Genomic DNA, 21844 nt, shown 5'->3' with positions numbered 1-21844 from the left:
CGGCCCTTGTGTGAAGAAGTGAATTCGTGATTCACTTCTTCCGTGGCGTACCGCAGGACCCCTGCCGTCCAGGCCCGCCTGGACGCCCAGGAGCAGCTGATCGTGCAGGCCGCGACCAAGGTCCTCTCCGAGGCCGGGTTCGCCGGCCTGTCGATGGCCGCGGTCGCGAACCGTGCCGGAGTGGCCACCGGAACCGTGTACAAGCACTTCGACGGCAAGGCGAATCTGGTGACCGCGGTTTTCCGCACCGTCGTCGCCAGGGAGGTCGCCGCCGTCACCGCGGCGGCCGAGAAGGGCACCGCGGTGGAACGGGTGACCGCGGCCGTGGAGACCTTCGCCGGACGCGCCATGAAGAACCCCAAGCTCGCCTACGTGCTGCTCGTCGAGCCGGTGGACACCGTGGTCGACGCCGAGCGCTTGCACTTCCGCCGCGCCTTCGCCGAGGCGTTCGAATCCGCGGTGGCCGACGGCGTCGCGCACGGCGAACTGCCCGCGCAGGACCCGCGCACCAGCGCCGCCGCACTGGTCGGCGCCATCGGTGAAGTGCTGGTCGGCCCGCTCGCCGCCGCGCCGCACGCCGAATCCGTCGTCCCCCAACTCGTCGCCTTCGCGATCCGCGCGCTCGGCGTGCGGCCGGGGGCGAGCGCCGAGAAAACAGGAGTGTCCGATGCAGACTCATGAGGTCTTCAACCAGGTCCCGAACATCGTGCCCTTCGACGCCGGGCGTAACCCGGCGCTGCTGGAGGGCCTGCACCGCGAGGGCGCGGGCTGGGCCGAGGACGAGGTCCACGAACTCGGCAGGCTCGCGGGCGGTTTCGCGGCGCAGGAGTGGGGCAGGCTGGCCAACGAGTACCCGCCGGTGCTGCGCACCCACGACCGCTACGGCAACCGCGTCGACGAGGTCGAGTTCCACCCGCACTGGCACGATCTGATGCGGGTGGCGGTCGAGCACGGTCTGCACGGCTCGGCGTGGACCGACGACCGGCCCGGCGCGCACACCGCCCGCGCCGCCAAGTTCTACACCTGGGGCGTGGCCGAGGCGGGCCACATGTGTCCCATCTCCATGACCTACGCGGTCGTGCCCGCGCTGCGCCACAACCCCGAGCTGGCCGCCCGATACGAGCCGCTGCTCGCCTCGCGCACCTACGATTTCGGGCTCCGCGAACCGTCCACCAAGGCCGGGCTGATCGCGGGCATGTCGATGACGGAGAAGCAGGGCGGCTCCGACGTGCGGGCCAACACCACCACCGCGACCCCGCAGCCGGACGGCAGCTACCGCGTCGTCGGGCACAAGTGGTTCACCTCCGCGCCGATGTCGGACATGTTCCTGACGCTGGCCCAGGCGCCGGGAGGCCTGTCCTGCTTCCTGTTGCCGCGGGTGCTGCCGGACGGCGCCCGCAATCCCATTCGCATCCAACGGCTCAAGGACAAGCTGGGCAACAAGTCCAACGCCTCCTCGGAGATCGAGTACGAGAACGCCACCGGCTGGCTGGTCGGGGCGGAAGGCGCTGGCGTCAAGACCATCATCGAGATGGTGAACATGACCCGGCTGGACTGCGTGATCGGCTCCGCCACCAACATGCGGGCGAGCACCGTCTACGCCGTGCACCACGCCAGGCATCGAGCGGCGTTCGGCGCCGAGCTGATCGACCAGCCCGCCATGCGCAACGTGCTCGCCGACCTGGTGATCGAATCCGACGCGGCGACCACCGTGATGATGCGGCTCGCGGGCGCCACGGACCGGGCGAGCGGTGATCCCGCCGAGGCCGCGCTGCGCCGGATCGCGCTCGCGGTCACCAAGTACTGGGTGTGCAAGCGGGCTCCGTCGCACGCCGCCGAGGCGCTGGAGTGCTTGGGCGGCAACGGATACGCCGAGGAGTCGGGAATGCCGCGGCTCTACCGCGAGGCGCCGCTGATGTCGATCTGGGAGGGTTCGGGCAATGTGGCCGCGCTGGACGCGCTGCGCGCCATGGGCCGTCAGCCGGAGACCGTCGAGGCTTTCTTCAACGAGGTGACGCTGGCCAAGGGCGCGAACCCGCGCCTGGACGACGCCATCGCCAAGGTCGGCAAGGAACTGGCCGATCTCAGCGACATCGAGTACCGCGCCCGGCGCGTCGTGGAGCTGATGGCGCTGGTCCTCCAGGGCGCGCAGCTGGTTCGGCACGGTCACCCCGCGGTGGCCGACGCCTTCTGCGACACCCGGCTCGGCGACGACTGGGGCATCGCCTTCGGGACTTTGCCGACCGGCGTCGACACCGGCGCCATCATCGAACGCGCCTTCGTCGCATGATCGGCGCTCGGTAGTGTCTCCGCGGTGAGCGAGGTCGAGATTCCGCTGCACCGGTTGGTGCGCAGGGTGCTGGGTCGCGCGGCCGAACGTCCGGAGCGGCGGTATCTGCTCGGCATCGCGGGACCACCCGGAGCGGGGAAATCCACGCTCTCGGTACTGCTTCGCGACGCGTTCCCGGCCGCGGCGGCCGAGATCGCGCCGATGGACGGTTATCACCTGTCCAACGAACGGCTCCGCGCGGCGCGTAGCCAGGCGCGCAAGGGCGAACCGGACACCTTCGACGTCGCGGGGTTCGTCGCGAACCTGCGCCGCCTGCGCGACACCCCGCGCGGCACGCCGGTGCCGTGGCCGACGTTCGATCGCGTCACGGACGAGCCGACACCGGCGGGCGTCGTCTTCACCGACCAGTCGATCGCCGTCGCCGAGGGCAACTACCTGCTGCTCGACGACTCCGCCGGGCACGGCTGGTCGGCCGTCCGCGCGGAACTCGACGAATGCTGGTATCTCGACGCCGACCGCGGCGTGCTGGCGGACCGGCTGCTCGACCGGCACCTGCGGGGCGGACGCAGCGCCGAGGCCGCCAGGACGAAGGTGCACGAGAGCGACCTGCGCAACGCGGACCTCGTCGGCGCGACGCGAGAGCGCGCCGACCTCGTGCTGCGCGAGCTCGACGGACGGTACTTCGTCGTCGGCTGATCGCGGCTCCACCGCGAATCTCGCATCACCCGGCGCGTGTGACGCCGCAACCACAGGCCCGCGCCGATCATTGACCCATGACGGAGTCGCAGCGGGTTTCGGGGAGCGTGCACGTACTGCGGAACGCCGCCGCGCTGCTGTGCGCGCTCCTGTTCTACTACGGTGTCCCGATCGACTGGGACATGGACGTCGACATGCCGGGCAGAATCCTCGGCTTCGCGGCGTTCCTCGCGGGCGTCGGCGGGCTCATCTGGCTGACGGTGCGTCGCATCGAACGCTACCTGCGCGCGCCGAACATGACGGGCGGCCGAGTGGACGGCATTCTGCTGCTGCTCTGCGTGGTGGCGATGTTCTTCGCGCTGTTCTACTACCGGCTCGGGGTGCACTACCCCGGGCAGTTCGAGGGATTGTCGACCCGCACGGACGCGCTGTACTACACCGTCGTCACGCTGGGCACTGTCGGCTACGGCGACGTCCATGCCGTCGGACAGGCCGCGCGCATCGCCACCATGGTGCAAATCGTCTTCGACTTGGTCGTCATCGGCAGCTTGCTGGCCATCGTCTCCACCGGTATCTCTCGGCGGCTGGAGGCGGCCGCGATGCGCACTCCGGATGCCACGGCCTCGGATGGCACGGAGGCCGAACCCGGTGGCCGCCCGGCCTCCGGTGAGGGCGAAGATCCCCTGCCGGACGGGCGCTGAACGTCTCCGGTCAGCGGTTGGCGCGATACCAGCGGATGAGCGCGTCGGTGGACGAATCGTCCTGCGGTGCGGGGTCTTCAGCGGCGGTGAGCAGCGGAGCGAGCGCCAGCGCCTGTTGTTTGCCGAGCTCGACGCCCCACTGGTCGAAGCTATCGATCCCCCAGATGCTGCCCTCCACGAAAACCTGGTGCTCGTAGAGCGCGATGAGCTGGCCGACCACCGAGGGCGTCAGCTGCGGCGCGAGGATGGTCGTGCTCGGGCGGTTGCCCGGCATCACCTTGTGCGGCACCACCTTCGGGTCGGCGCCCTCGGCTGCGATCTCCTCGGCCGTCTTGCCGAAGGCGAGCACCTTGGTCTGGGCGAACAGGTTGCTCATCAGGATGTCGTGCATGCTGCCGGTGCCGTCGCGGGTCGCCAGATCGCTGGTGGGACGGGCGAATCCGATGAAGTCGGCGGGAATCAGCCGGGTGCCCTGGTGCAGCAGTTGATAGAAGGCGTGCTGGCCGTTGGTGCCCGGCTCGCCCCAGAAGATCTCGCCCGTGGAGGTGGTGACCGGGGTACCGTCGGCGTGCACCGACTTCCCGTTCGACTCCATCGTGAGCTGCTGCAAATAGGCGGGGAAACGCGCCAGGTCGTTCGAATACGGCAGCACCGCGCGCGATTCCGCGCCGAAGAAATTCGAGTACCACACGCCGAGCAGGCCGAGCAGCACCGGCGCGTTCGCCTCCAGCGGCGCGGACGCGAAATGCACGTCCACGGCGTGCATTCCGGCCAGGAATTCCGCGAAGCGCTCCTTGCCGATGGTGGCCATCACCGAAAGCCCGATGGCCGAGTCCACCGAATAGCGGCCGCCGACCCAGTCCCAGAAGCCGAACATGTTCGCGGTGTCGATGCCGAATTCGGCGACCCGCTCGGCGTTGGTGGAGACCGCGACGAAATGTTTGGCGACCGCGTCCTCGCCGAGCGCGGCCACCAGCCAGCGGCGCGCGGCGGTGGCGTTGGTCAGGGTCTCGAGCGTCGAGAACGTCTTGGACGCAACGATGAACAGCGTGGTCGCCGGATCGAGGCCGGTGAGCTCGGCGACCAGATCGGCGGGGTCGACGTTCGAGACGAAGCGGGCGCCGATGCCCGCGTCGGCGTAGTGGCGCAGCGCCTGGTGCACCATCACCGGGCCCAGGTCCGAGCCGCCGATGCCGATGTTCACCACGGTGGCGATCCGCTCGCCGGTGGCGCCGCGCCACCGGCCCGAGCGCAGCTCGTCGGTGAACTCACCCATTCGGCGCAGCACTTCGTGCACCTCGGCGCCCGCGTCGGCGCCGTCGATGATCATCGACTCGCCCGCGGGCAGGCGCAGGGCCACGTGGCCGACCGCGCGGTCCTCGGAGGTGTTGATGTGCGCGCCGGCGAACATGGCGTCGCGCCGCTCGGCCACCCCCGCCTCGAACGCCAATTCGACGAGTAGCTGCACGGTTTCCCGGGTGACCCGGTGCTTGCTGTAATCGATGTGCAGGTCGCCCACCTGGACGGTCAGCTCACGACCGCGGTCGGGGTCGTCCGCGAAGATCTCTCGTAGGTGTCGCTCGGCCACGGCGCTGTAGTGATCGTGCAGTTTCCGCCATGCCGCCGATGCGGTGATGTCGCTGCTCACGTCCGCCGAGCGTACTCACCGTGCGGCACCGACGCACGGCTGAGGCGGGCAATCTCGGGTCGCGTCGATTTCCGGTTCGAGTCCGGCATGGCGGGCCGGGCCGCGGCCTAGGCTGGCGACATGGTGTCCGAACGCGAACTACTCCAATCCGTACCGACGCAGCTGTGGATCGGTGGGCCCGTCGACGCCGAGGGCGGCGCCACCTTTCCGGTGCACAATCCCGCGACCGGGGAGGTGCTGATCGAGGTCGCCGACGCGAGCCCGCAGGACGCGGTGCGCGCGCTCGACGCCGCGGCCGCCGTGCAGGCCGAATGGGCCGCGACCTCGGCCAGAGAGCGGGGCGAGATCCTGCGCGCGGTGTTCGAGCAGATCACCGCGCGAGCCGAGGAATTCGCGCTGCTGATGACTCTGGAAATGGGCAAGGCATTGCCGGAGAGCCGCAACGAGGTGCGCTACGGCGCCGAGTTCTTCCGCTGGTTCAGCGAGGAGGCGGTGCGCGTGCACGGGCGCTACCTGCACGCGCCCTCCGGCACCGGCCGGATCATGGTGCACAAGCAGCCGGTGGGTCCGTGCCTTGCCATCACGCCGTGGAACTTCCCGCTGGCCATGGGCACCCGCAAGATCGGTCCCGCGCTGGCCGCCGGCTGCACCATGATCGTCAAGCCCGCCTCGGAGACGCCTCTGACGATGCTGCTGCTCGCCCAGCTGTGTCGCGAGGCCGGACTGCCCGACGGGGTGCTCTCGGTCATCACGACCAGCCGTTCCAGCGCGGTGACCGGGCCGCTGCTGGAAGACCCGCGACTGCGCAAACTCACCTTCACCGGGTCCACCGAGGTCGGCAAGAAACTCGTGCAGCAGTCCGCGCACGGTCTGCTGCGCACCTCGATGGAACTCGGCGGCAACGCGCCGTTCGTGGTGTTCGACGACGCCGATATCGACGCGGCGGTGCAGGGCGCGATGCTGGCCAAACTGCGCAACGGCGGCGAGGCGTGCACCGCGGCCAACCGGTTCCACGTGCAGAACGGAGTGCTCGACGAGTTCACCGCCAAATTCGCCGAGGCGATGACGAACTCGGTCACCATGGGCCCCGGCACCGACCCCGAGACGACTCTCGGCCCGCTGATCAACGAGGACCAGCTCACCACCGTCAGCGAACTCGTCGACGACGCGGTCGCGGCGGGCGCGCGGGTTCGCCTCGGCGGCAAGGCGCCCGGCGGTCCCGGCTGGTTCTACCCGGCCACCGTTCTCAGCGACGTGCCGCCGCAGGCCAGGATCCTGCGCGAGGAGGTGTTCGGCCCGGTCGCGCCGATCGTCGGTTTCGAGACCGAGGAGGAGGGCCTCGCCGCCGCCAACGACACCGAGTTCGGCTTGGTCGCCTACGTGTACACGCGGACGCTGGACCGCGCGCTGCGGGTGGCCGAGGGCTTGGAGTCGGGCATGGTGGGCGTCAACCGCGGCGTCATCTCCGATCCGGCCGCGCCGTTCGGCGGCGTGAAGGCCTCCGGGTTCGGCCGCGAAGGCGGCATCGAGGGCATCGAGGAGTATCTGTCGACGAAGTACATCGCGCTGACCTGACCGGCGCGCCGAGGTGACCTGAAAACGCAAGGACCGCCCCGGGGTTCGGACACCCGGGGCGGCCTGTGGAGGCGGTGGTCTTGCGATCACCGCAAGGCTCGCGTGCCGCTCGAGGCGGCAGGAGAACGAGGGGTCAGTGGCCGAGGCGGCCACGTCCGAGACGCAGCAGCAGCATGGCGAGGGTATGGCCCTCCTGGCCGAGTTCGCTGAAGCGCTCCAGCACCTTCATTTCGCGGCTGTGCACCAGTCGCGGGCCACCGGAGGCCATCCGAGTCCGTCCGATCAACCGGGAGATCTCGCTGCGTCGCTTGATGGCGGCGAGGATCTCGGCATCGAGCTGGTCGATCTCCTTGCGGAGCTTGTCGATCTCCGCCTCGGTCTGCGGCAGCGCCGCGTCGGACCCGGTGGTCGTGGCAGGGGTGCTCATCATTCATCTCCTCGTGTCAGAACGTGGATCGGCGGGTGCGCGCGGCGCGTTACCTTCCCGTTCTTTCACCGTGAAACAGACCTGGTGGGCTTCTATAGTCCCCCCAGAAGCGTGTGGTCGGCTACAAGGCTCCGCGAGACCGATTTCCGGAGGATAACCGAATCGGACACATCGCGGTAACGCTGACCATGGGGCCAGTCTGCCACGCGGCCGAACCAATGCAAAACGTCTGATTTTGTGAATCTGCTGAGAACGAGTCGGGCAGTTTTGCGTGGTCTCGCGCCGGGAGGTGTTCACTGAATGTTAGCCGGTGGCCGTTGCGCGGCCGGGAGCGCACCCGGGGGCTTCGCTTGTGTCGGTGGCCGCCGGTAGCGTGGATGGGCAATGGACATCACGGTGGCTCCCCAGACGCAGGCCGGTCGGAATCGGCATCAGGACGTGAACCCAACTCCGCAGCTAGCGGCCGATGCGGCCGCGGCAGCGGAGCAGTCCGACGCGCCGCGATCTTCGGCCGGACAAGAGCCGCCGCCCTCTTCGGCGGAACGAGCCCCACGGTCGTCGGCCGAACAAGGCGCACGTTCTCTCGGCGAACAGGCTCCAGTGTCGCTGGCCGAGCAAGCGCAGCGTCGCGCCGACGAGCAAGCCGAGCGTCGGGCCGAGCGGGATCGCCAGCGCGCGGAGGAGACCGAGCGACTGCTCGACGGGCTCAATCCGCAGCAGCGGGCCGCGGTCGTGCACAGCGGTTCACCCCTGCTCATCGTCGCGGGCGCGGGCTCGGGAAAGACCGCCGTGCTGACCCGCCGCATCGCCTATCTGCTCGCCGCGCGCGGCGTCACGCCGGGCCAGATCCTGGCGATCACGTTCACCAACAAGGCTGCCGCCGAGATGCGGGAGCGGGTGATCGGGCTGGTCGGACCGCGCGCGAACAACATGTGGGTTTCCACTTTCCACTCCAGTTGTGTGCGGATCCTGCGTATGCAGGCGGCCCTGCTGCCCGGCTTGAATTCCAATTTCTCGATCTACGACGCCGATGATTCGCGGCGATTGCTGACGATGATCAGCCGCGACTTCGACATCGATACGAAGAAATACTCCGCGCGACTTCTGGCGACCGCGATCTCGAATCTGAAGAACGAGTTGATCGGGCCGGAGCGGGCCACCGCGGACGCCGAATCGGACGACACCGAACTGCCCGGCTTGGTGGCCCGGGTGTACACCGAATACCAGCGGCGGCTGCGCGCGGCCAACGCGCTGGACTTCGACGACCTGATCGGCGAGACGGTCGCGCTGCTGCAGAACCATCCGCAGGTCGCGGAGTACTACCGCCGTCGGTTCCGGCACGTACTCGTCGACGAGTACCAGGACACCAACCACGCGCAGTACGTGCTGGTGCGGGAACTCGTCGGCCATCACACCGCACAGGCGGAACAGGGCGACGAGGACGACGCGGGAGCGCCGCCCAGCGAACTGTGCGTCGTCGGCGACGCCGACCAGTCCATCTACGCGTTTCGCGGCGCGACCATTCGCAACATCGAGGAATTCGAGCGCGATTTCCCCGACGCGGAGACCATTCTGCTCGAGCAGAACTACCGTTCCACTCAGCACATCCTGTCGGCGGCGAACGCGGTCATCTCGCGCAACGAGGGCAGGCGCGAGAAGCGGCTGTGGACCGATTCCGGCGAGGGCGATCTGATTGTCGGTTATGTGGCCGACAACGAGCACGACGAGGCCTCGTTCGTGGCCCGCGAGATCGACCGGCTCGTCGATCAGGGCGAGGCCAACTACGGCGATGTCGCGGTGTTCTATCGCACCAACAACAACTCCCGTGCGCTGGAAGAGATCTTCATCCGGATGGGCCTGCCGTACAAGGTGGTCGGCGGCGTCCGGTTCTACGAGCGCAAAGAAGTGCGCGATATTGTCGCCTACCTGCGCGTGCTGGAGAACCCCGACGACGCGGTGAGCCTGCGCCGTATCCTCAACACCCCGCGCCGCGGCATCGGCGACCGCGCCGAGGCGTGCGTGGCCGTGCACGCCGAACAGCGCGAGATCGGTTTCGCCGCGGCGCTGCGCGATGCCGCCGACGGCAAGGTCGCGCTGCTGAACACCCGTGCGCAGCGGGCGATCTCCGGATTCCTCGAGCTGCTCGAGGAGATCAGGGCGGCGGGCGTGCAGGCCGACGCCGACTTCCCCGACGTGGGCAATGTGGTGGAGGCCGTGCTCGATCGCACCGGGTACCGCGCCGAACTGGAGGCGTCCGACGACCCGCAGGACGGCGCCCGGCTGGACAACCTGAACGAACTGGTCAGCGTGGCGCGCGAGTTCAGCTCCGAGGCGTACAACAACGCCGTCGCGGCGCGCGAGGAGGGCCTGGTGCCCGAGCTCGGCGACGGCGAACCGGACCCGGGCTCGCTCGCGGCGTTCCTGGAACGCGTCTCGCTGGTCGCCGACACCGACCAGATTCCGGACGAGGGCTCCGGCGTGGTCACCATGATGACGCTGCACACCGCCAAGGGCCTGGAGTTCCCGGTGGTCTTCGTGACCGGCTGGGAGGACGGCCAGTTCCCGCACATGCGCGCGCTCGGCGATCCCACCGAGCTGGCCGAGGAACGCCGCCTCGCGTACGTCGGCATCACCAGGGCCCGGCGTCGGCTCTACGTGACTCGCGCGGTGGTTCGTTCCGGCTGGGGGCAGCCGGTGTCCAACCCGGAGTCGCGCTTCCTCCAGGAGATCCCAGGCCATCTGATGGACTGGCGGCGACTGGAACCCGCGAGTTCCTCGGCGTCCAGAGGTATCCGGCGGCGCGGCGACGACGACGGGCTGGAACGGGACTGGACGCGCGGCGACGGCTGGTCCGAGCGTCCCGGCGTGCGCCCCGATCGGGGTCCGCGCCGCCCCGCTCCCGGCGGCGCCGCACGCAACAACACCAATCTCGTGCTGGCGGTGGGCGACCGAGTCAGCGACGACAAGTACGGCCTCGGCCGCGTGATCGCCGCCGAAGGCTTCGGCCCGCTGGCGACGGTGACGATCGACTTCGGCACCGCGGGCAAGATCCGTCTCATCCCGCAGTACAGCCGGACCTTGGTGAAGCTCTGACACCTGCGGGTCGGCCTATCGCCAGGTGCCGTTCGGCCCTGCAGGACGCCGCGGGAACCCGGTAGCGTCCGGCGGGTGGAGATCGTCGCGCAACATCTGGTGTGGTTCCTGCCCATGCTGTGGCTCGGCATGGTGCTGGCCATCTCGTTCCTCGAAGCGCCGCTGAAATTCCGCGCGCCAGGGGTGACGCTGGCCTTAGGGCTCGGAATCGGGCGAATCGTGTTCCGCGCGTTGAACATCGCGGAAACGGCACTGGCGGTGGCGCTGGTGCTTTCCTGCGTGGTGCTCGGGCCGAAGACGGCGACCTGGGTGTGGCTCGGCATCGCCGTGGCGATCCTGGCCGCCCAGATCCTCGTCGTCCGCCCACCCCTCACCCGCCGCTCCGACCGAGTGCTCGCGGGCGAGGAACTGCCCCGCTCGCACGCGCACTACTGGTACATCGGGCTGGAAGTCGCGAAGGTGGTGGCGCTCGTGGGGTTGGCGATCGCCGCCGCGCCTTAGGTGTTGCCGGATTCCAGGTCGGCGGTACCTCGATGCGGCAGTAGATCCCTCAACGCGTCATCCAATCGCGGATACCGAAACCGGAACCCCGCCTCATCGAGCACCGCCGACGTAGCGTGCCGCCCGGTCAACCCCAGCGCCGCATCCGTCCGCAGAAAGACCGCGCCGAGCTTCAGTACCGGTGCCGGAGTCGGGGGTGCGGGCGGGCGGTGGAGGTGGTGGCGGAGCGAGGCCATCAGGTCGCGGTTGCGCACCGGGAAGTCGGTGGCGGCCACCAGGATTCCATCCGGCAGGATGACTTCGGGGTCCAGCCCGAGTGCCGCGCGGACGATGCCCAACCAGTCTTCGATGTGGATCCAGCTGAACCACTGGTCTCCGTGCCCGACTCGCCCGCCGAGGCCGGCGCTGGTCAGCTGGCAGAGCCGCCGCAGCGCGGGTGCGTGCGGGTCGAGCACGATGGATGTGCGCAGGATGGTGTGGCGCTTGGTGTTCGCGCCTTCGAAGGCGCGTTCCCATGGTTCGGCCACGCCGGTCATCTGCGGCAGACCGACGGGCAGCGGAGTCGTTTCGGTGCAACGGATCTCGCCCGCGTCGGACCAGATCGCCGTGGTGCTGGCCTGCACCCAGTAATCGACCGGTGCGGGCAGGGCGGCCGCGGCGGCGACCAAGGCGCTCGTGGGATCGACTCGGCTGCTGCGCAATTCGGCGACATTACGTTCGGTCGGGCGGCAATCCACCAGCTTGCCCGCCAGGTTGACGATCGCAGTGTGTCCTGGATTATCAAGTGCCGCAACCCATTTACCCACGGACATACCGTCCCATTCGACTTGCTCGAACGGTAGCGCGGGATCGCGGCGACGGGTCAGGATGGTGACTCGCTGTCCGCGGCAGACGAGGTCGGCGGCGAGCTGCCTGCCGAGCGCGCCGGTGCCGCCCGCGATCACGACCGTCAGTGCGTCTGGTTCCGGAGCGAGACCGGCCAGTCGGGCCAGTCGCGCGAAGCAGACGCGCGAATCCTGTTCCAGCAGACGGGCGACCACGGTGCGCGCCGCCGTGGCCGAAGGTCCGGAGAAGGTCAGTTCCTGGGTGAGGTTCGTGCCGCCTGCGACGGGAGTGAGGCGCCAGGTCAGCCGCATCCGCCCCGCCGGTTCCGGCTGCTCGATGGTCAGTTCGCGCTGCGGGCGCAGGACGGTGATCGCGAACGGCGGCGCCGTACGGCCGTGCATCGCGCCCACGAAACGTCCGCGCGGTAGATAGTCGCCGGTCGAGCCGACCTCGACGGGGCCGTGCAGCCGGACCGAGACGACAGCCGGGTTCCACTCGGGCCACCGAGCGGGATCGCTCACTACCTGCCACACGAGTTCCGGTGGCAGCGCGATGAATTGGGTGTACCTCGTTGTACGAGCCATACCCTGACGCTAGAACGCGGACGACGGCGCGGGAAGCGTGCCGTTGCTCACGCGTGCCGGTCGCGCCGGGTCAGTCCCGCTGGGGGCCGAGGCCGATACCGCGGGTCGCGAGCCAGGGCAGCGGGTCGACCTTGTCGACGCCGTTGAGCCAGACCTCGAAGTGCACGTGCGGACCGGTGGAGAAACCGCGGTTGCCCATGGTGGCGATCTGGTCGCCCGCCAGCACCCGTTCGCCCTGCGAGACCGTTGTGGTATCGACGTGGCCGTAGATGGTGACGGTGCCGTCGTCGTGCCGCACGCGCACCCACATGCCGAATCCGGCGGCCGGACCGGCCTCGATGACGGTGCCGTCGGCGACCGCGTAGATGGGGGTGCCGATCGGGCCCGCGACGTCGATGCCGAGGTGCTGGACGCCCCAGCGGGCGCCGAAGCCGGAGGTGAAGTTGCCCGCGGCGAACCGCGCGAACAGCGGGCGCAGCTTCGCGGCCTCCGCGGCGGCGAGATCCTCCGCGTACTTGCGGCCCTTCTCCAGGATGTCGTTGAACTGACCGAGGTTCGCCGGGGTGGAGACGTTCAGCACCTGCGGCGAGCCGGGCGCGGAATTCGGGTCGGCCAGGCTGACCGATTGGGCGGCGATCTCGTGGATCTGTCCGGCGGCCTCGTAGTCGATGCTCTGCGAAGGCTGCTCGGGCGAGGCCATCGCGGCCTGTCCCGCGGCGACGACCGCGCCCGCGGCGACGGCGACGACCGCGGCGCGGCCCTTCAGCGCGGCGGGCGGCGCGGGCATCCGGTGTGCGCCACCGCCACGTCTGTTCGCGCCTCTCGCCGGGATGACGGTCGGCGCGACCTTGTCTTCGGTGGCTTCGGCGAACCAGTTGTCCGAGCCCCAGTCGTCCTCGTCGGACGTCCAGGTGCCGTCGGTCTCCGCCGACCAGCCGTTGTTCGACTCGGCTCCCCAGGAGTCGTCCGTTTCCTGCGCCCATTCCGCGCCGGGCTGCTGGGTCCACCCGTTGTCGGGCGTCCACGCGTTGTCGGCGGGCGGCGTCCACGCCTCGTCCGCGTCCGGCGACCAGGAGTCGTTCCCGGACCACGCGCCGCCGTCGGACCACGAATCCTGCTCGGTCCATTCGGTGTTCGCGGACCAGGCGGACGTGTTCTCGGCGCCGTAGGCGTTCTCGGAACCGTAGGCGCTCTCGTCGCTGTACGCGTCGCTCGCGGCGTATCCGGTCGCGGCACTACCCGCGGCGGCGGCGTAATGGTTGTTGGACGACGGGAAGGCGCGTCTGTCGTGATCGTCGTGGGCGAATTCGTCGTCGCGATAACGATGTCCCGAGCGAGCGCGATGATCGGGAACGAGGGTGGAGCGATGGTTCATCGGCGGTGCCACATCGTGGAGCGGGAGATGATGACGGTGCCGAGAGATCGGCAGAGGGTCGACGTCGAAAGCTCGTCCGCAGGCTGACTCACCGTCCGCGGAGCGTTGTGCTGCATCAAGGCTTGCCGTCCTCCTGAATCTTTGGAACAACGGAGTCGTGACATAGTTGTGACATCGACCGCATTTACGGTAACGAAACGATTGCGGGGTCCGCAAGCGTTGCGGACGATCTGTCCAAGCATGTGAGATTGATCACCGTAACAGCACGGAATAACTCACTGTTTTCGGGGCACTCGAGTGAGGTTGAGCGACGACGATTCGTAGTAGATCGCCGTCGGATCCCGGCTTGGGTGGCTCTACCTGGCAAACCGACAACAAACTACTCGCCAGTAGCGTTGGCCAGGGGTTTTTCCGGCCCGCGGCGCCGCCCGTGACCTGCGCCACTTAGGATGAACGTGGCCGATTGGCACTCCATGTGACTGGTTAGAGTCCGACCCGACCCGCTTCCGACGTCGGGCCGCCAACAAAGACGTTGTCATCACAACGCAGACGAGACGGTGAGTACATGGATCTCTTCGAATATCAGGCGAAGGAGCTCTTCGTTAAGCACGGAGTGCCTTCGTCCGAGGGCCGCGTCACGGACACGGCCGAGGACGCCCGCGCCATCGCGGAGGAAATCGGCAAGCCGGTGATGATCAAGGCCCAGGTCAAGGCCGGTGGCCGCGGTAAGGCGGGCGGCGTCAAGTACGCCGGTACCCCGGAGGACGCGTTCACGCACGCGCAGAACATCATCGGCCTGGACATCAAGGGCCACATCACCAAGAAGATCCTTGTCGCCGAGGCCAAGGACATCGCGGAGGAGTACTACATCTCCTTCCTGCTGGATCGTTCCAACCGCACCTACCTGGCCATGTGCTCGGTGGAAGGCGGCATGGAGATCGAAGAGGTCGCCGCGACCAAGCCCGAGCGCCTCGCCAAGGTCCCCGTCGACGCCGTGAAGGGTGTCGACCTCGCGTTCGCGCGTTCGATCGCCGAGCAGGGCCACCTGCCCGCCGACGTGCTGGACGCCGCGGCGGTGACCATTCAGAAGCTGTGGGAGGTGTTCGTCAACGAGGACGCCACCCTGGTCGAGGTCAACCCGCTGGTGCGCACCCCGCAGGACGAGATCCTCGCCCTGGACGGCAAGGTCACCCTGGACGAGAACGCCGAGTTCCGCCAGCCCGGACACGAGGCGTTCGCGGACAAGGACGCGACCGACCCGCTGGAGCTGAAGGCCAAGGAGAACGACCTCAACTACGTCAAGCTGGACGGCGAGGTCGGCATCATCGGCAACGGCGCCGGTCTGGTCATGTCGACCCTCGATGTCGTCGCCTACGCGGGCGAGAACCACGGCGGCGTCAAGCCGGCCAACTTCCTCGACATCGGTGGCGGCGCCTCGGCCGAGGTGATGGCGGCCGGGCTCGACGTCATCCTGGGCGACCAGCAGGTCAAGAGCGTGTTCGTCAACGTCTTCGGCGGCATCACCGCCTGTGACGCGGTCGCCAACGGCATTGTGAAGGCGCTGGAGATCCTCGGCCCCGAGGCGAACAAGCCGCTCGTCGTCCGTCTCGACGGAAACAAGGTCGACGAGGGTCGCAAGATCCTGGTCGACGCCGCGCACCCGCTGATCACGCTTGCGCAGACAATGGACGAAGGCGCCGACAAGGCCGCCGAACTGGCAGCGGCCAAGTAAGGAAACCGGAAATGTCTATCTTCCTGAACAAGGACTCGAAGGTCATCGTCCAGGGCATCACCGGCGGCGAGGGCACCAAGCACACCGCACTGATGCTCAAGGCGGGCACCCAGGTCGTCGGCGGTGTCAACGCGCGCAAGGCGGGCACCACCGTCGCGCACACCGACAAGGACGGCAACGCGATCGAGCTGCCGGTCTTCGGCACCGTCGAAGAAGCCATGAAGGCGACCGGCGCCGACGTGTCCATCGCGTTCGTGCCGCCGAAGTTCTCGAAGGACGCCATCATCGAGGCCATCGACGCGGAGATCCCGCTGCTGGTGGTCATCACCGAGGGCATCCCGGTGCAGGACACCGCCTACGCGTGGGCCTACAACGTGGAGAAGGGCAACAAGACCCGGATCATCGGCCCGAACTGCCCCGGCATCATCACCCCCGGCGAGTCGCTGGTCGGCATCACCCCGGCCAACATCACCGGCAAGGGCCCGGTCGGCCTGGTCTCCAAGTCCGGCACGCTGACCTACCAGATGATGTACGAGCTGCGTGATTTCGGCTTCTCCACCGCCATCGGCATCGGCGGCGACCCGGTCATCGGCACCACCCACATCGACGCCATCGAGGCGTTCGAGAAGGACCCGGAGACCAAGCTCATCGTCATGATCGGCGAGATCGGCGGCGACGCCGAGGAGCGGGCCGCGGCCTACATCAAGGCCAACGTCACCAAGCCGGTGGTCGGCTACGTCGCGGGCTTCACCGCCCCCGAGGGCAAGACCATGGGTCACGCGGGCGCCATCGTCTCCGGTTCGGCGGGCACCGCCCAGGCGAAGAAGGACGCGCTGGAGGCTGCGGGCGTGAAGGTCGGCAAGACGCCGTCCGAGACCGCCGCGCTGGCTCGCGAGATCCTGGAGCAGGCGAGCATCAGCGCCTGATCCAGTCCGAAATCGTTACGAGGGCCGCCTTTTCGCAGGGAGGGCGGCCTTCGTCGTGCGGTGGCAAGGCCGTTCGGCCTGCTGCTCGAGGGTGACCCGAACGGTCTGGTGCAGTAGCGTCAAGAGTGATCCAGGCGAACAACGACTCGACGTAGGAGACGACGACATGTCATACCCGACCGGGGGCTCTGGGTACAACACACCCGCGACGCCCTCCGCACCCAGCCTCGGCCAGACGGGCAGTGGTGCCAGCACAGGTGCGAGCGCTTCCGGTTCCGATGCCAAGGGCCTGCCGTTCTTCCTGGTGGTCGGTGTCGCCGCGCTCGGCGTGATCAACTTCTTGCTCGGATTCCTGCCGTTCTCGGTGGAGGAGGTCGAGCGCTCCGGTGCCACCATCACCGGCGACAGCTACAACGCCTTCACGCCGTTCGGCGCGACCGCCGCGCTGGGGCTGTTGCTACTCGGCGGTCTGCTCGCGGGAGTCTCGGTGCTGCCGAAGCAGAATTGGAAGGGCGCGGCCGCCGCCGCGTCGGCCGCGGGGTTCCTCACCCTGCTGTTCCAGACCATCTCGCTGCCGGATCCGCTGGCGACCGAGTTCGGCGCGTGGGTGCTGATCTTCCTCGCGCTGGTGCAGACCGGTGTCGCGATCGCCGCGGTGCTGTTCGAGGCGGGCGTCATCAAGCCCCCGGCCCCGAAGCCCGCGCCCGCGCAGGGCGGTTTCGGCGGTCAGGCCCAGGGCGGCTACGGCCAGCAGCAGTTCGGCCAGGGCGGTCAGTACGGTCAGCAGAGCCAGCCGAGCCAGCCCGTGTACGGTCAGCAGCCTGGCCAGTCCTACGGGCAAGCGGGCTACGGCACCGGCCCGCAGTACCAGCAGCAGCAGCCGTATGGCCAGAGCCAGCCGAGCCAGCCTGCCTACGGTCAGCAGCCGGGGCAGACCTACGGCCAGCCGTCCTACGGCCAGCAGCCGGGTTACGGTGCGCCGCAGCAGGGTTCGCCGTACGGCGCCGCGCCCGCGCAGCAGCAGCCGCGTCCGGACGAGGGCGCGACGCAGCACTTCGGCGGCGCTCAGCCCGGCCAGCAGCAGTACGGGGCTCCCGGCTACGGCCAGAGCCAGCAGGGCCAGCCGTTCGGCGGCGAGAAGACCTCCGACCCGGCCAGCGACGCCACCCAGGCCTTCCGTCCGTCGGACGACAACAACAAGTAATCGACGCAGGTTTCGCGAGCACCTACCCGTCCGGGTGGGTGCTCGCGGCGCGCCTGACCCGCTCACCTCGGGAGAGGTGTCACGCTGAAGTGCCATGAGGGAACGCAGTGAGCGAATCATGTGCCGGCGCGTTTCGCGCTTGCCGGAGCCGAGTGTCAGCGAGGCGAAGGCATGAACTCACCGAGGAACTCGCTCGCCCGCTGGACCGGCTGGGGCTCCGACACATCGGAATCCCCGATGCGTAGCGGTCATCCGCCCGAGGCCGACGAGTCCGGGTTCCTGTCCCTGACCCCGGAACGTGCCAGGGTGCTGCTGCTGGTCGCGGCCCGCCCCGCTGCCTTCGCGCTGAGCGCGATCGTGGTGCTCGTGCTGGTCACCTTGTTCGCCGCGCGCAGCGCGATGGCGGGCGCCACGGGCGCCGTCGCGGCGAGCTGGCTTGCGCTGCACCAGGTTCCGTTGGTGATCGGAAAGACCACGCTCGGCCTGTTCCCGCTGCTGCCGACCGCGCTGCTGCTCGGCGCGGCGGGCCGGGAGTGCTATCGGGCGGTGACGCCGAACAGTTCGCGCACCGAGATCGGCTGGGTCGTCGGCGCGGCGCTGGGCGGACCGCTGCTGCTCACCGCCGTCTGTCTGGCGGTGGCCGAAGACGCCTCCGCTGTTGTCGCGCTGCAACCGCCGGACACCCTCGCCGCCTTCGGCTGGGTCGTCTTCCTGCATCTCGGCGCGGCGGGCGCGGGTATCGCGCTGCGGATGCGACGCCGGATGTTCGACCTGCTTCGGGCGCCGGAATGGGTGATCGCGGGAGTCTACGGCGCGGGCCGTACCGTGCTGCGGCTGCTCGGCTGCGCCGCCGCGGTCACGCTGGTGTCGTTCCTCGCCCATTGGTCCGATATCGGCGACACCTACCGCACCGCCGGGAATGCCTGGGGATTCATCGGTCTGACGCTGCTCTCGCTGGCCTACCTGCCCAACGTGGCGCTCGGCGCGGTGGGCGTGCTGATGGGCGCGGGCGCGAATTTCGGCGTGGCGTCGATCGGTCTGTTCGGCGTGGTCGGCGGGCCGGTCCCGGCGGTGCCGGTGATGGCGGCGGTGCCGACCGGTCCCGCGTCGGTCTGGTGGGCGGCGCTGCTGGTGATCCCCGCCGCGGTCGGCGTGCTCGGCGGCGTCGACGCCGGACGCACCTCGGGCGACCGCCTCACCGCCCCGTGGGCGACGCTGACCTCCGCCGGTGCGGCGACCCTGCTGCTCGTCCTGTTCGGCGCGCTCGCGGGCGGGGAATTGGGCACCTTCGGGCGGGTCGGCCTGGAACTGCCCATCTTCGCCCTGGTGAGCTTCGCGTGGCTGGCCGGGGCGGGCTATGTCGGCCTGGTCTGCGCCCGGTACTTCATCGCTCCGGTCGGCGCGACGCTTCCCGTTTCGGACTACTACGACGATGACGACGGGGACTACGACCCCGACGCGGACTACTACGACGACGACTACGAGTCCGACGGCTACCGCGACTACGCGGATGACGACTACCGCGAAGACGACGACTACGACGACGACTATCGCGACGACGGGTCCTACGACGACGGGTACTACGACCACGACTCGTACTACGACGACGACCCGGACGCGCTCGACGCCGAACTCATCGATGAACCGCCCACCCGCGCCACCGCCCCGCGCCAGGCGGTTCCCGACATCGTCGACGCGGAAGTCGTCGAGACCGATTCGGACTTCGACCCCCGCGCCGACGGCAGGCGTTAGCGGGCGCTGCCGCGAGATCCCGTCGGTGGAAGGCGCGTATTAGCATCCCGGCCGCCCCGGCGCGCCCGCCACCGGTGGAAAGTCGCGCGCAGGCCACCGACTAGGCTTTACTCCGGCGGCGCCCCGATCCGGCCGCCGTCCGACCGATACGCAGGAGTAGAGCGCTGACGTCTCCGCACGCCCAGTGGGTGCCCGCCGCGGCGCCCGCCACCGTAGTCGTGCTCGCCTCGGGCACCGGGTCGCTGCTGCGTGCGCTCCTCGACGCGGCGGGAGCCGCCGACTATCCGGCCAAGATCGTCGCGGTGGGCGTCGACCGTGTCTGCGCCGCCACCGATCACGCCGACACCGCGGGCGTCCCGCACTTCCGGGTGGCGCTGAAGGACTTTCGGGATCGCCTGGCCTGGGACGCCGCGCTGACCGACGCGGTGGCCGCCTACGCGCCGGACCTGGTGGTCTCGGCCGGTTTCATGAAGATCCTGGGCCCCGCGTTCATGAACCGCTTCGGCGGGCGGATCATCAACACCCACCCCGCGCTGCTGCCGTCCTTCCCGGGCGCGCACGGCGTGCGCGACGCGCTCGCGTACGGGGTGCGGGTCACCGGCTCGACGGTGCACCTGGTCGACTCGGGCGTCGACACCGGACCGATCCTCGCGCAGGAGCCGGTGCTGGTGCTGCCCGACGACGACGAGGACACCCTGCACGAGCGGATCAAGATTGTCGAGCGACGGTTGCTGGCGGAGGTCGTCGCCGCCGTCGCGACGCGAGGCATTGTCTCCGACGGACGAAAGGCAGTAATTCCAGATGAGCGGGTGCGCCAGTGAGTGAGCGTAGCGAAACGACCGTGGTTCCGGCCGAGCGCAAGGCGATCAGCAGGGCGCTGGTGAGCGTCTACGACAAGACGGGTCTCATCGAGCTCGCGACCGGTCTGCACGCGGCGGGCATCGAGCTCGTCTCCACCGGATCGACCGCGGGCAAGATCGCCGACGCGGGCATCCCGGTGACCAAGGTCGAGGACCTGACCGGGTTCCCGGAGACGCTGGACGGCCGGGTCAAGACCCTGCACCCCCGGGTGCACGCGGGCATCCTCGCCGATTCGCGCAAGCAGGAGCACGTCGACCAGCTGGTGGAACTCGGCGTCGAGGCGTTCCAGCTGGTCGTGGTGAACCTCTACCCGTTCACCCAGACCGTGGCCAGCGGCGCGAGCCCGGACGAGTGCGTCGAGCAGATCGATATCGGCGGTCCGTCCATGGTGCGCGCGGCCGCGAAGAACCACCCCTCGGTCGCGGTGGTCGTCGACAGCGGCGACTACGACGACGTGCTCGCCGCGGTGAAGTCCGGCGGCTTCACCCTCGCCGAGCGGACCGCGTTGGCCGCCAAGGCCTTCCAGCACACCGCGAGCTATGACGTCGCGGTGGCCAGCTGGATGACCGGTGTGCTGGCTCCCGGCGTGGCCGAGGAGCAGGCGAGCTCGCCGTTCCCCGGCTGGATCGGCGGCTCCTGGGAGCGCGCCGCGGTGCTTCGCTACGGCGAGAACCCGCATCAGGCCGCGGCGTTGTACACCAACAACGACGGTTCGGTCGGTCTCGCGCAGGCGGAGCAGTTGCACGGCAAGGAGATGTCGTACAACAACTACACCGACGCCGACGCGGCCTGGCGCGCCGCCTACGACCACGCGGCGCCCGCGGTCGCGATCATCAAGCACGCCAACCCGTGCGGCATCGCGGTCGGCGCCGACATCGCCGAGGCGCACCGCAAGGCGCACGCCTGCGATCCGGTGAGCGCGTTCGGCGGCGTGATCGCGGCCAACCGCGAGGTCACCGTGGAGATGGCCGAGCAGGTCGCCGACATCTTCACCGAGGTCATCGTGGCCCCGTCCTACGCCGACGGCGCGGTGGAGGTGTTGCAGCGCAAGAAGAACGTGCGCATCCTGGTCGCCGAGCCGCCGCAGCGCGCGGGCGTCGAGCTGCGCCCGATCAGCGGCGGCGCGCTGTTGCAGCAGCGCGACATCCTCGACGCCGAGGGCGACGACTCGGCCAATTGGACCCTCGCCGCCGGCGAGGCCGCGGACGAGCAGACCCTGGCCGATCTCGAATTCGCTTGGCGCGCTTGCCGCGCGGTGAAGTCCAACGCCATCCTGCTCGCGCACGAGGGCGCGTCGGTCGGCGTGGGCATGGGGCAGGTCAACCGGGTGGACGCGGTGCAGCTCGCGGTGCAGCGGGCGGGGGACCGGGCCAAGGGCTCGGTGGCCGCCTCCGACGCGTTCTTCCCGTTCCCGGACGGTCCGCAGCAGCTGATCCAGGCCGGTATCCGCGCCATCGTGCAGCCGGGCGGTTCGGTCCGCGACCAGGAGACCATCGATCTGGCCCGCGAAGCCGGAGTGACGTTGTACCTCACCGGTTCTCGCCACTTCGCGCACTGAGCCGGACGAACGCGGAGAACGATCCCGAAAGGGGTACCGCTCTCCGCGTTTTTCGTGTTCAGACGGACTGTGAAGCAATCGATGTGCCGGAGCCAC

17 protein-coding genes are annotated in these 21844 nt (G+C 69.2%); 13 read left to right on the top strand and 4 right to left on the bottom strand.

Annotated features, from left to right (window positions below):
- The first annotated feature begins 42 nt into the window (after nucleotides 1-42).
- From ACRWNM_RS08095 to ACRWNM_RS08080, 4 genes are all read left to right on the top strand, one after another.
- Nucleotides 43-681, top strand: a complete 639-nt coding sequence (locus ACRWNM_RS08095; protein ID WP_431965072.1) for a TetR/AcrR family transcriptional regulator — start codon at nucleotides 43-45, stop codon at nucleotides 679-681.
- Nucleotides 668-2290, top strand: a complete 1623-nt coding sequence (locus ACRWNM_RS08090) for an acyl-CoA dehydrogenase family protein (protein ID WP_431965070.1) — start codon at nucleotides 668-670, stop codon at nucleotides 2288-2290. Before ACRWNM_RS08095 ends, ACRWNM_RS08090 begins: the two co-directional genes overlap by 14 nt.
- A gap of 24 nt (nucleotides 2291-2314) precedes the next feature.
- Nucleotides 2315-2986, top strand: coding sequence for a nucleoside/nucleotide kinase family protein (locus tag ACRWNM_RS08085; protein WP_431965068.1), 672 nt, complete (start codon nucleotides 2315-2317; stop codon nucleotides 2984-2986).
- 77 nt (nucleotides 2987-3063) lie between these two features.
- Nucleotides 3064-3687, top strand: a complete 624-nt coding sequence (locus tag ACRWNM_RS08080) for a potassium channel family protein (RefSeq protein ID WP_431965066.1) — start codon at nucleotides 3064-3066, stop codon at nucleotides 3685-3687.
- A 10-nt stretch (nucleotides 3688-3697) separates the two neighbouring features.
- Here ACRWNM_RS08080 and pgi read toward each other — a convergent pair whose 3' ends face one another.
- Nucleotides 3698-5335, bottom strand: a complete 1638-nt coding sequence (gene pgi / locus ACRWNM_RS08075; protein ID WP_431965064.1) for a glucose-6-phosphate isomerase — start codon at nucleotides 5333-5335, stop codon at nucleotides 3698-3700.
- A 120-nt stretch (nucleotides 5336-5455) separates the two neighbouring features.
- On the opposite strand from pgi, the gene ACRWNM_RS08070 reads away from it, so the two are divergent.
- The gene (locus ACRWNM_RS08070) at nucleotides 5456-6910 is read left to right on the top strand and encodes an NAD-dependent succinate-semialdehyde dehydrogenase (protein ID WP_431965062.1); all 1455 of its coding nucleotides are present in this window, start codon (nucleotides 5456-5458) and stop codon (nucleotides 6908-6910) included.
- 133 nt (nucleotides 6911-7043) lie between these two features.
- Here the strand turns inward: ACRWNM_RS08070 and ACRWNM_RS08065 are convergent, their stop codons facing one another.
- Entirely contained in the window at nucleotides 7044-7337 is a 294-nt protein-coding gene (locus tag ACRWNM_RS08065) for a chorismate mutase (RefSeq protein WP_357451981.1), read from the bottom strand.
- Between the two features lie 384 nt (nucleotides 7338-7721).
- On the opposite strand from ACRWNM_RS08065, the gene pcrA reads away from it, so the two are divergent.
- Both pcrA and ACRWNM_RS08055 read left to right on the top strand, forming a co-directional pair.
- Nucleotides 7722-10430, top strand: coding sequence for a DNA helicase PcrA (gene pcrA, locus ACRWNM_RS08060; protein ID WP_431965059.1), 2709 nt, complete (start codon nucleotides 7722-7724; stop codon nucleotides 10428-10430).
- A 75-nt stretch (nucleotides 10431-10505) separates the two neighbouring features.
- A complete protein-coding gene (locus ACRWNM_RS08055; protein WP_431965057.1) occupies nucleotides 10506-10931 on the top strand; it encodes a hypothetical protein in 426 nt (141 codons plus the stop codon).
- On the opposite strand, the gene ACRWNM_RS08050 is transcribed toward ACRWNM_RS08055, so the two are convergent.
- Nucleotides 10928-12340, bottom strand: a complete 1413-nt coding sequence (locus tag ACRWNM_RS08050; protein WP_431965055.1) for a DUF1731 domain-containing protein — start codon at nucleotides 12338-12340, stop codon at nucleotides 10928-10930. The two genes, ACRWNM_RS08055 and ACRWNM_RS08050, sit on opposite strands and share 4 nt — an antisense overlap.
- 70 nt (nucleotides 12341-12410) lie before the next feature.
- Nucleotides 12411-13715 carry a M23 family metallopeptidase gene (locus ACRWNM_RS08045; protein ID WP_431965053.1) on the bottom strand — a complete coding sequence of 435 codons (1305 nt, stop codon included), beginning with the start codon at nucleotides 13713-13715 and terminating at the stop codon, nucleotides 12411-12413.
- Between the two features lie 565 nt (nucleotides 13716-14280).
- On the opposite strand from ACRWNM_RS08045, the gene sucC reads away from it, so the two are divergent.
- The 6 genes from sucC to purH all read left to right on the top strand — a co-directional run bounded on the left by sucC (nucleotide 14281) and on the right by purH (nucleotide 21748).
- The gene (gene sucC / locus ACRWNM_RS08040) at nucleotides 14281-15447 is read left to right on the top strand and encodes an ADP-forming succinate--CoA ligase subunit beta (RefSeq protein WP_431965051.1); all 1167 of its coding nucleotides are present in this window, start codon (nucleotides 14281-14283) and stop codon (nucleotides 15445-15447) included.
- Between the two features lie 11 nt (nucleotides 15448-15458).
- Nucleotides 15459-16373, top strand: a complete 915-nt coding sequence (sucD, locus tag ACRWNM_RS08035; protein ID WP_431965049.1) for a succinate--CoA ligase subunit alpha — start codon at nucleotides 15459-15461, stop codon at nucleotides 16371-16373.
- A gap of 166 nt (nucleotides 16374-16539) precedes the next feature.
- Nucleotides 16540-17577 (top strand): DUF5336 domain-containing protein, encoded by a 1038-nt coding sequence (locus ACRWNM_RS08030; RefSeq protein WP_431965047.1) that lies wholly within the window; start codon nucleotides 16540-16542, stop codon nucleotides 17575-17577.
- Nucleotides 17578-17748: 171 nt separating this feature from the next.
- Nucleotides 17749-19329, top strand: coding sequence for a cell division protein PerM (locus ACRWNM_RS08025; RefSeq protein WP_431965045.1), 1581 nt, complete (start codon nucleotides 17749-17751; stop codon nucleotides 19327-19329).
- A 146-nt stretch (nucleotides 19330-19475) separates the two neighbouring features.
- A complete protein-coding gene (gene purN / locus ACRWNM_RS08020) occupies nucleotides 19476-20150 on the top strand; it encodes a phosphoribosylglycinamide formyltransferase (protein WP_431965399.1) in 675 nt (224 codons plus the stop codon).
- Entirely contained in the window at nucleotides 20147-21748 is a 1602-nt protein-coding gene (gene purH / locus ACRWNM_RS08015) for a bifunctional phosphoribosylaminoimidazolecarboxamide formyltransferase/IMP cyclohydrolase (RefSeq protein WP_431965043.1), read from the top strand. The genes purN and purH overlap by 4 nt, the downstream gene beginning before the upstream one ends.
- The last annotated feature ends 96 nt before the right edge of the window (nucleotides 21749-21844 follow it).

It is taken from the genome of Nocardia sp. bgisy134, from assembly GCF_965341865.1.
In the GTDB taxonomy this organism is placed as follows: domain Bacteria; phylum Actinomycetota; class Actinomycetes; order Mycobacteriales; family Mycobacteriaceae; genus Nocardia.
The sequence above is the reverse complement of the archived record's forward strand: the minus strand, read 5'-3'. Positions and strand labels throughout refer to the sequence as shown.

What these genes read in the sequence shown, in the direction of transcription:
- ACRWNM_RS08090 (WP_431965070.1), top strand. Translation starts at nt 668, where the DNA reads ATGCAGACTCATGAGGTCTTCAACCAGGTCCCGAACATCGTGCCCTTC.
- ACRWNM_RS08080 (WP_431965066.1), top strand. Translation starts at nt 3,064, where the DNA reads ATGACGGAGTCGCAGCGGGTTTCGGGGAGCGTGCACGTACTGCGGAAC.
- ACRWNM_RS08070 (WP_431965062.1), top strand. Translation starts at nt 5,456, where the DNA reads ATGGTGTCCGAACGCGAACTACTCCAATCCGTACCGACGCAGCTGTGG.
- ACRWNM_RS08065 (WP_357451981.1), bottom strand. Translation starts at nt 7,337, where the DNA reads ATGAGCACCCCTGCCACGACCACCGGGTCCGACGCGGCGCTGCCGCAG.
- pcrA (WP_431965059.1), top strand. Translation starts at nt 7,722, where the DNA reads ATGGACATCACGGTGGCTCCCCAGACGCAGGCCGGTCGGAATCGGCAT.
- ACRWNM_RS08050 (WP_431965055.1), bottom strand. Translation starts at nt 12,340, where the DNA reads ATGGCTCGTACAACGAGGTACACCCAATTCATCGCGCTGCCACCGGAA.
- ACRWNM_RS08045 (WP_431965053.1), bottom strand. Translation starts at nt 13,715, where the DNA reads ATGAACCATCGCTCCACCCTCGTTCCCGATCATCGCGCTCGCTCGGGA.
- sucC (WP_431965051.1), top strand. Translation starts at nt 14,281, where the DNA reads ATGGATCTCTTCGAATATCAGGCGAAGGAGCTCTTCGTTAAGCACGGA.
- sucD (WP_431965049.1), top strand. Translation starts at nt 15,459, where the DNA reads ATGTCTATCTTCCTGAACAAGGACTCGAAGGTCATCGTCCAGGGCATC.
- ACRWNM_RS08030 (WP_431965047.1), top strand. Translation starts at nt 16,540, where the DNA reads ATGTCATACCCGACCGGGGGCTCTGGGTACAACACACCCGCGACGCCC.
- ACRWNM_RS08025 (WP_431965045.1), top strand. Translation starts at nt 17,749, where the DNA reads ATGAACTCACCGAGGAACTCGCTCGCCCGCTGGACCGGCTGGGGCTCC.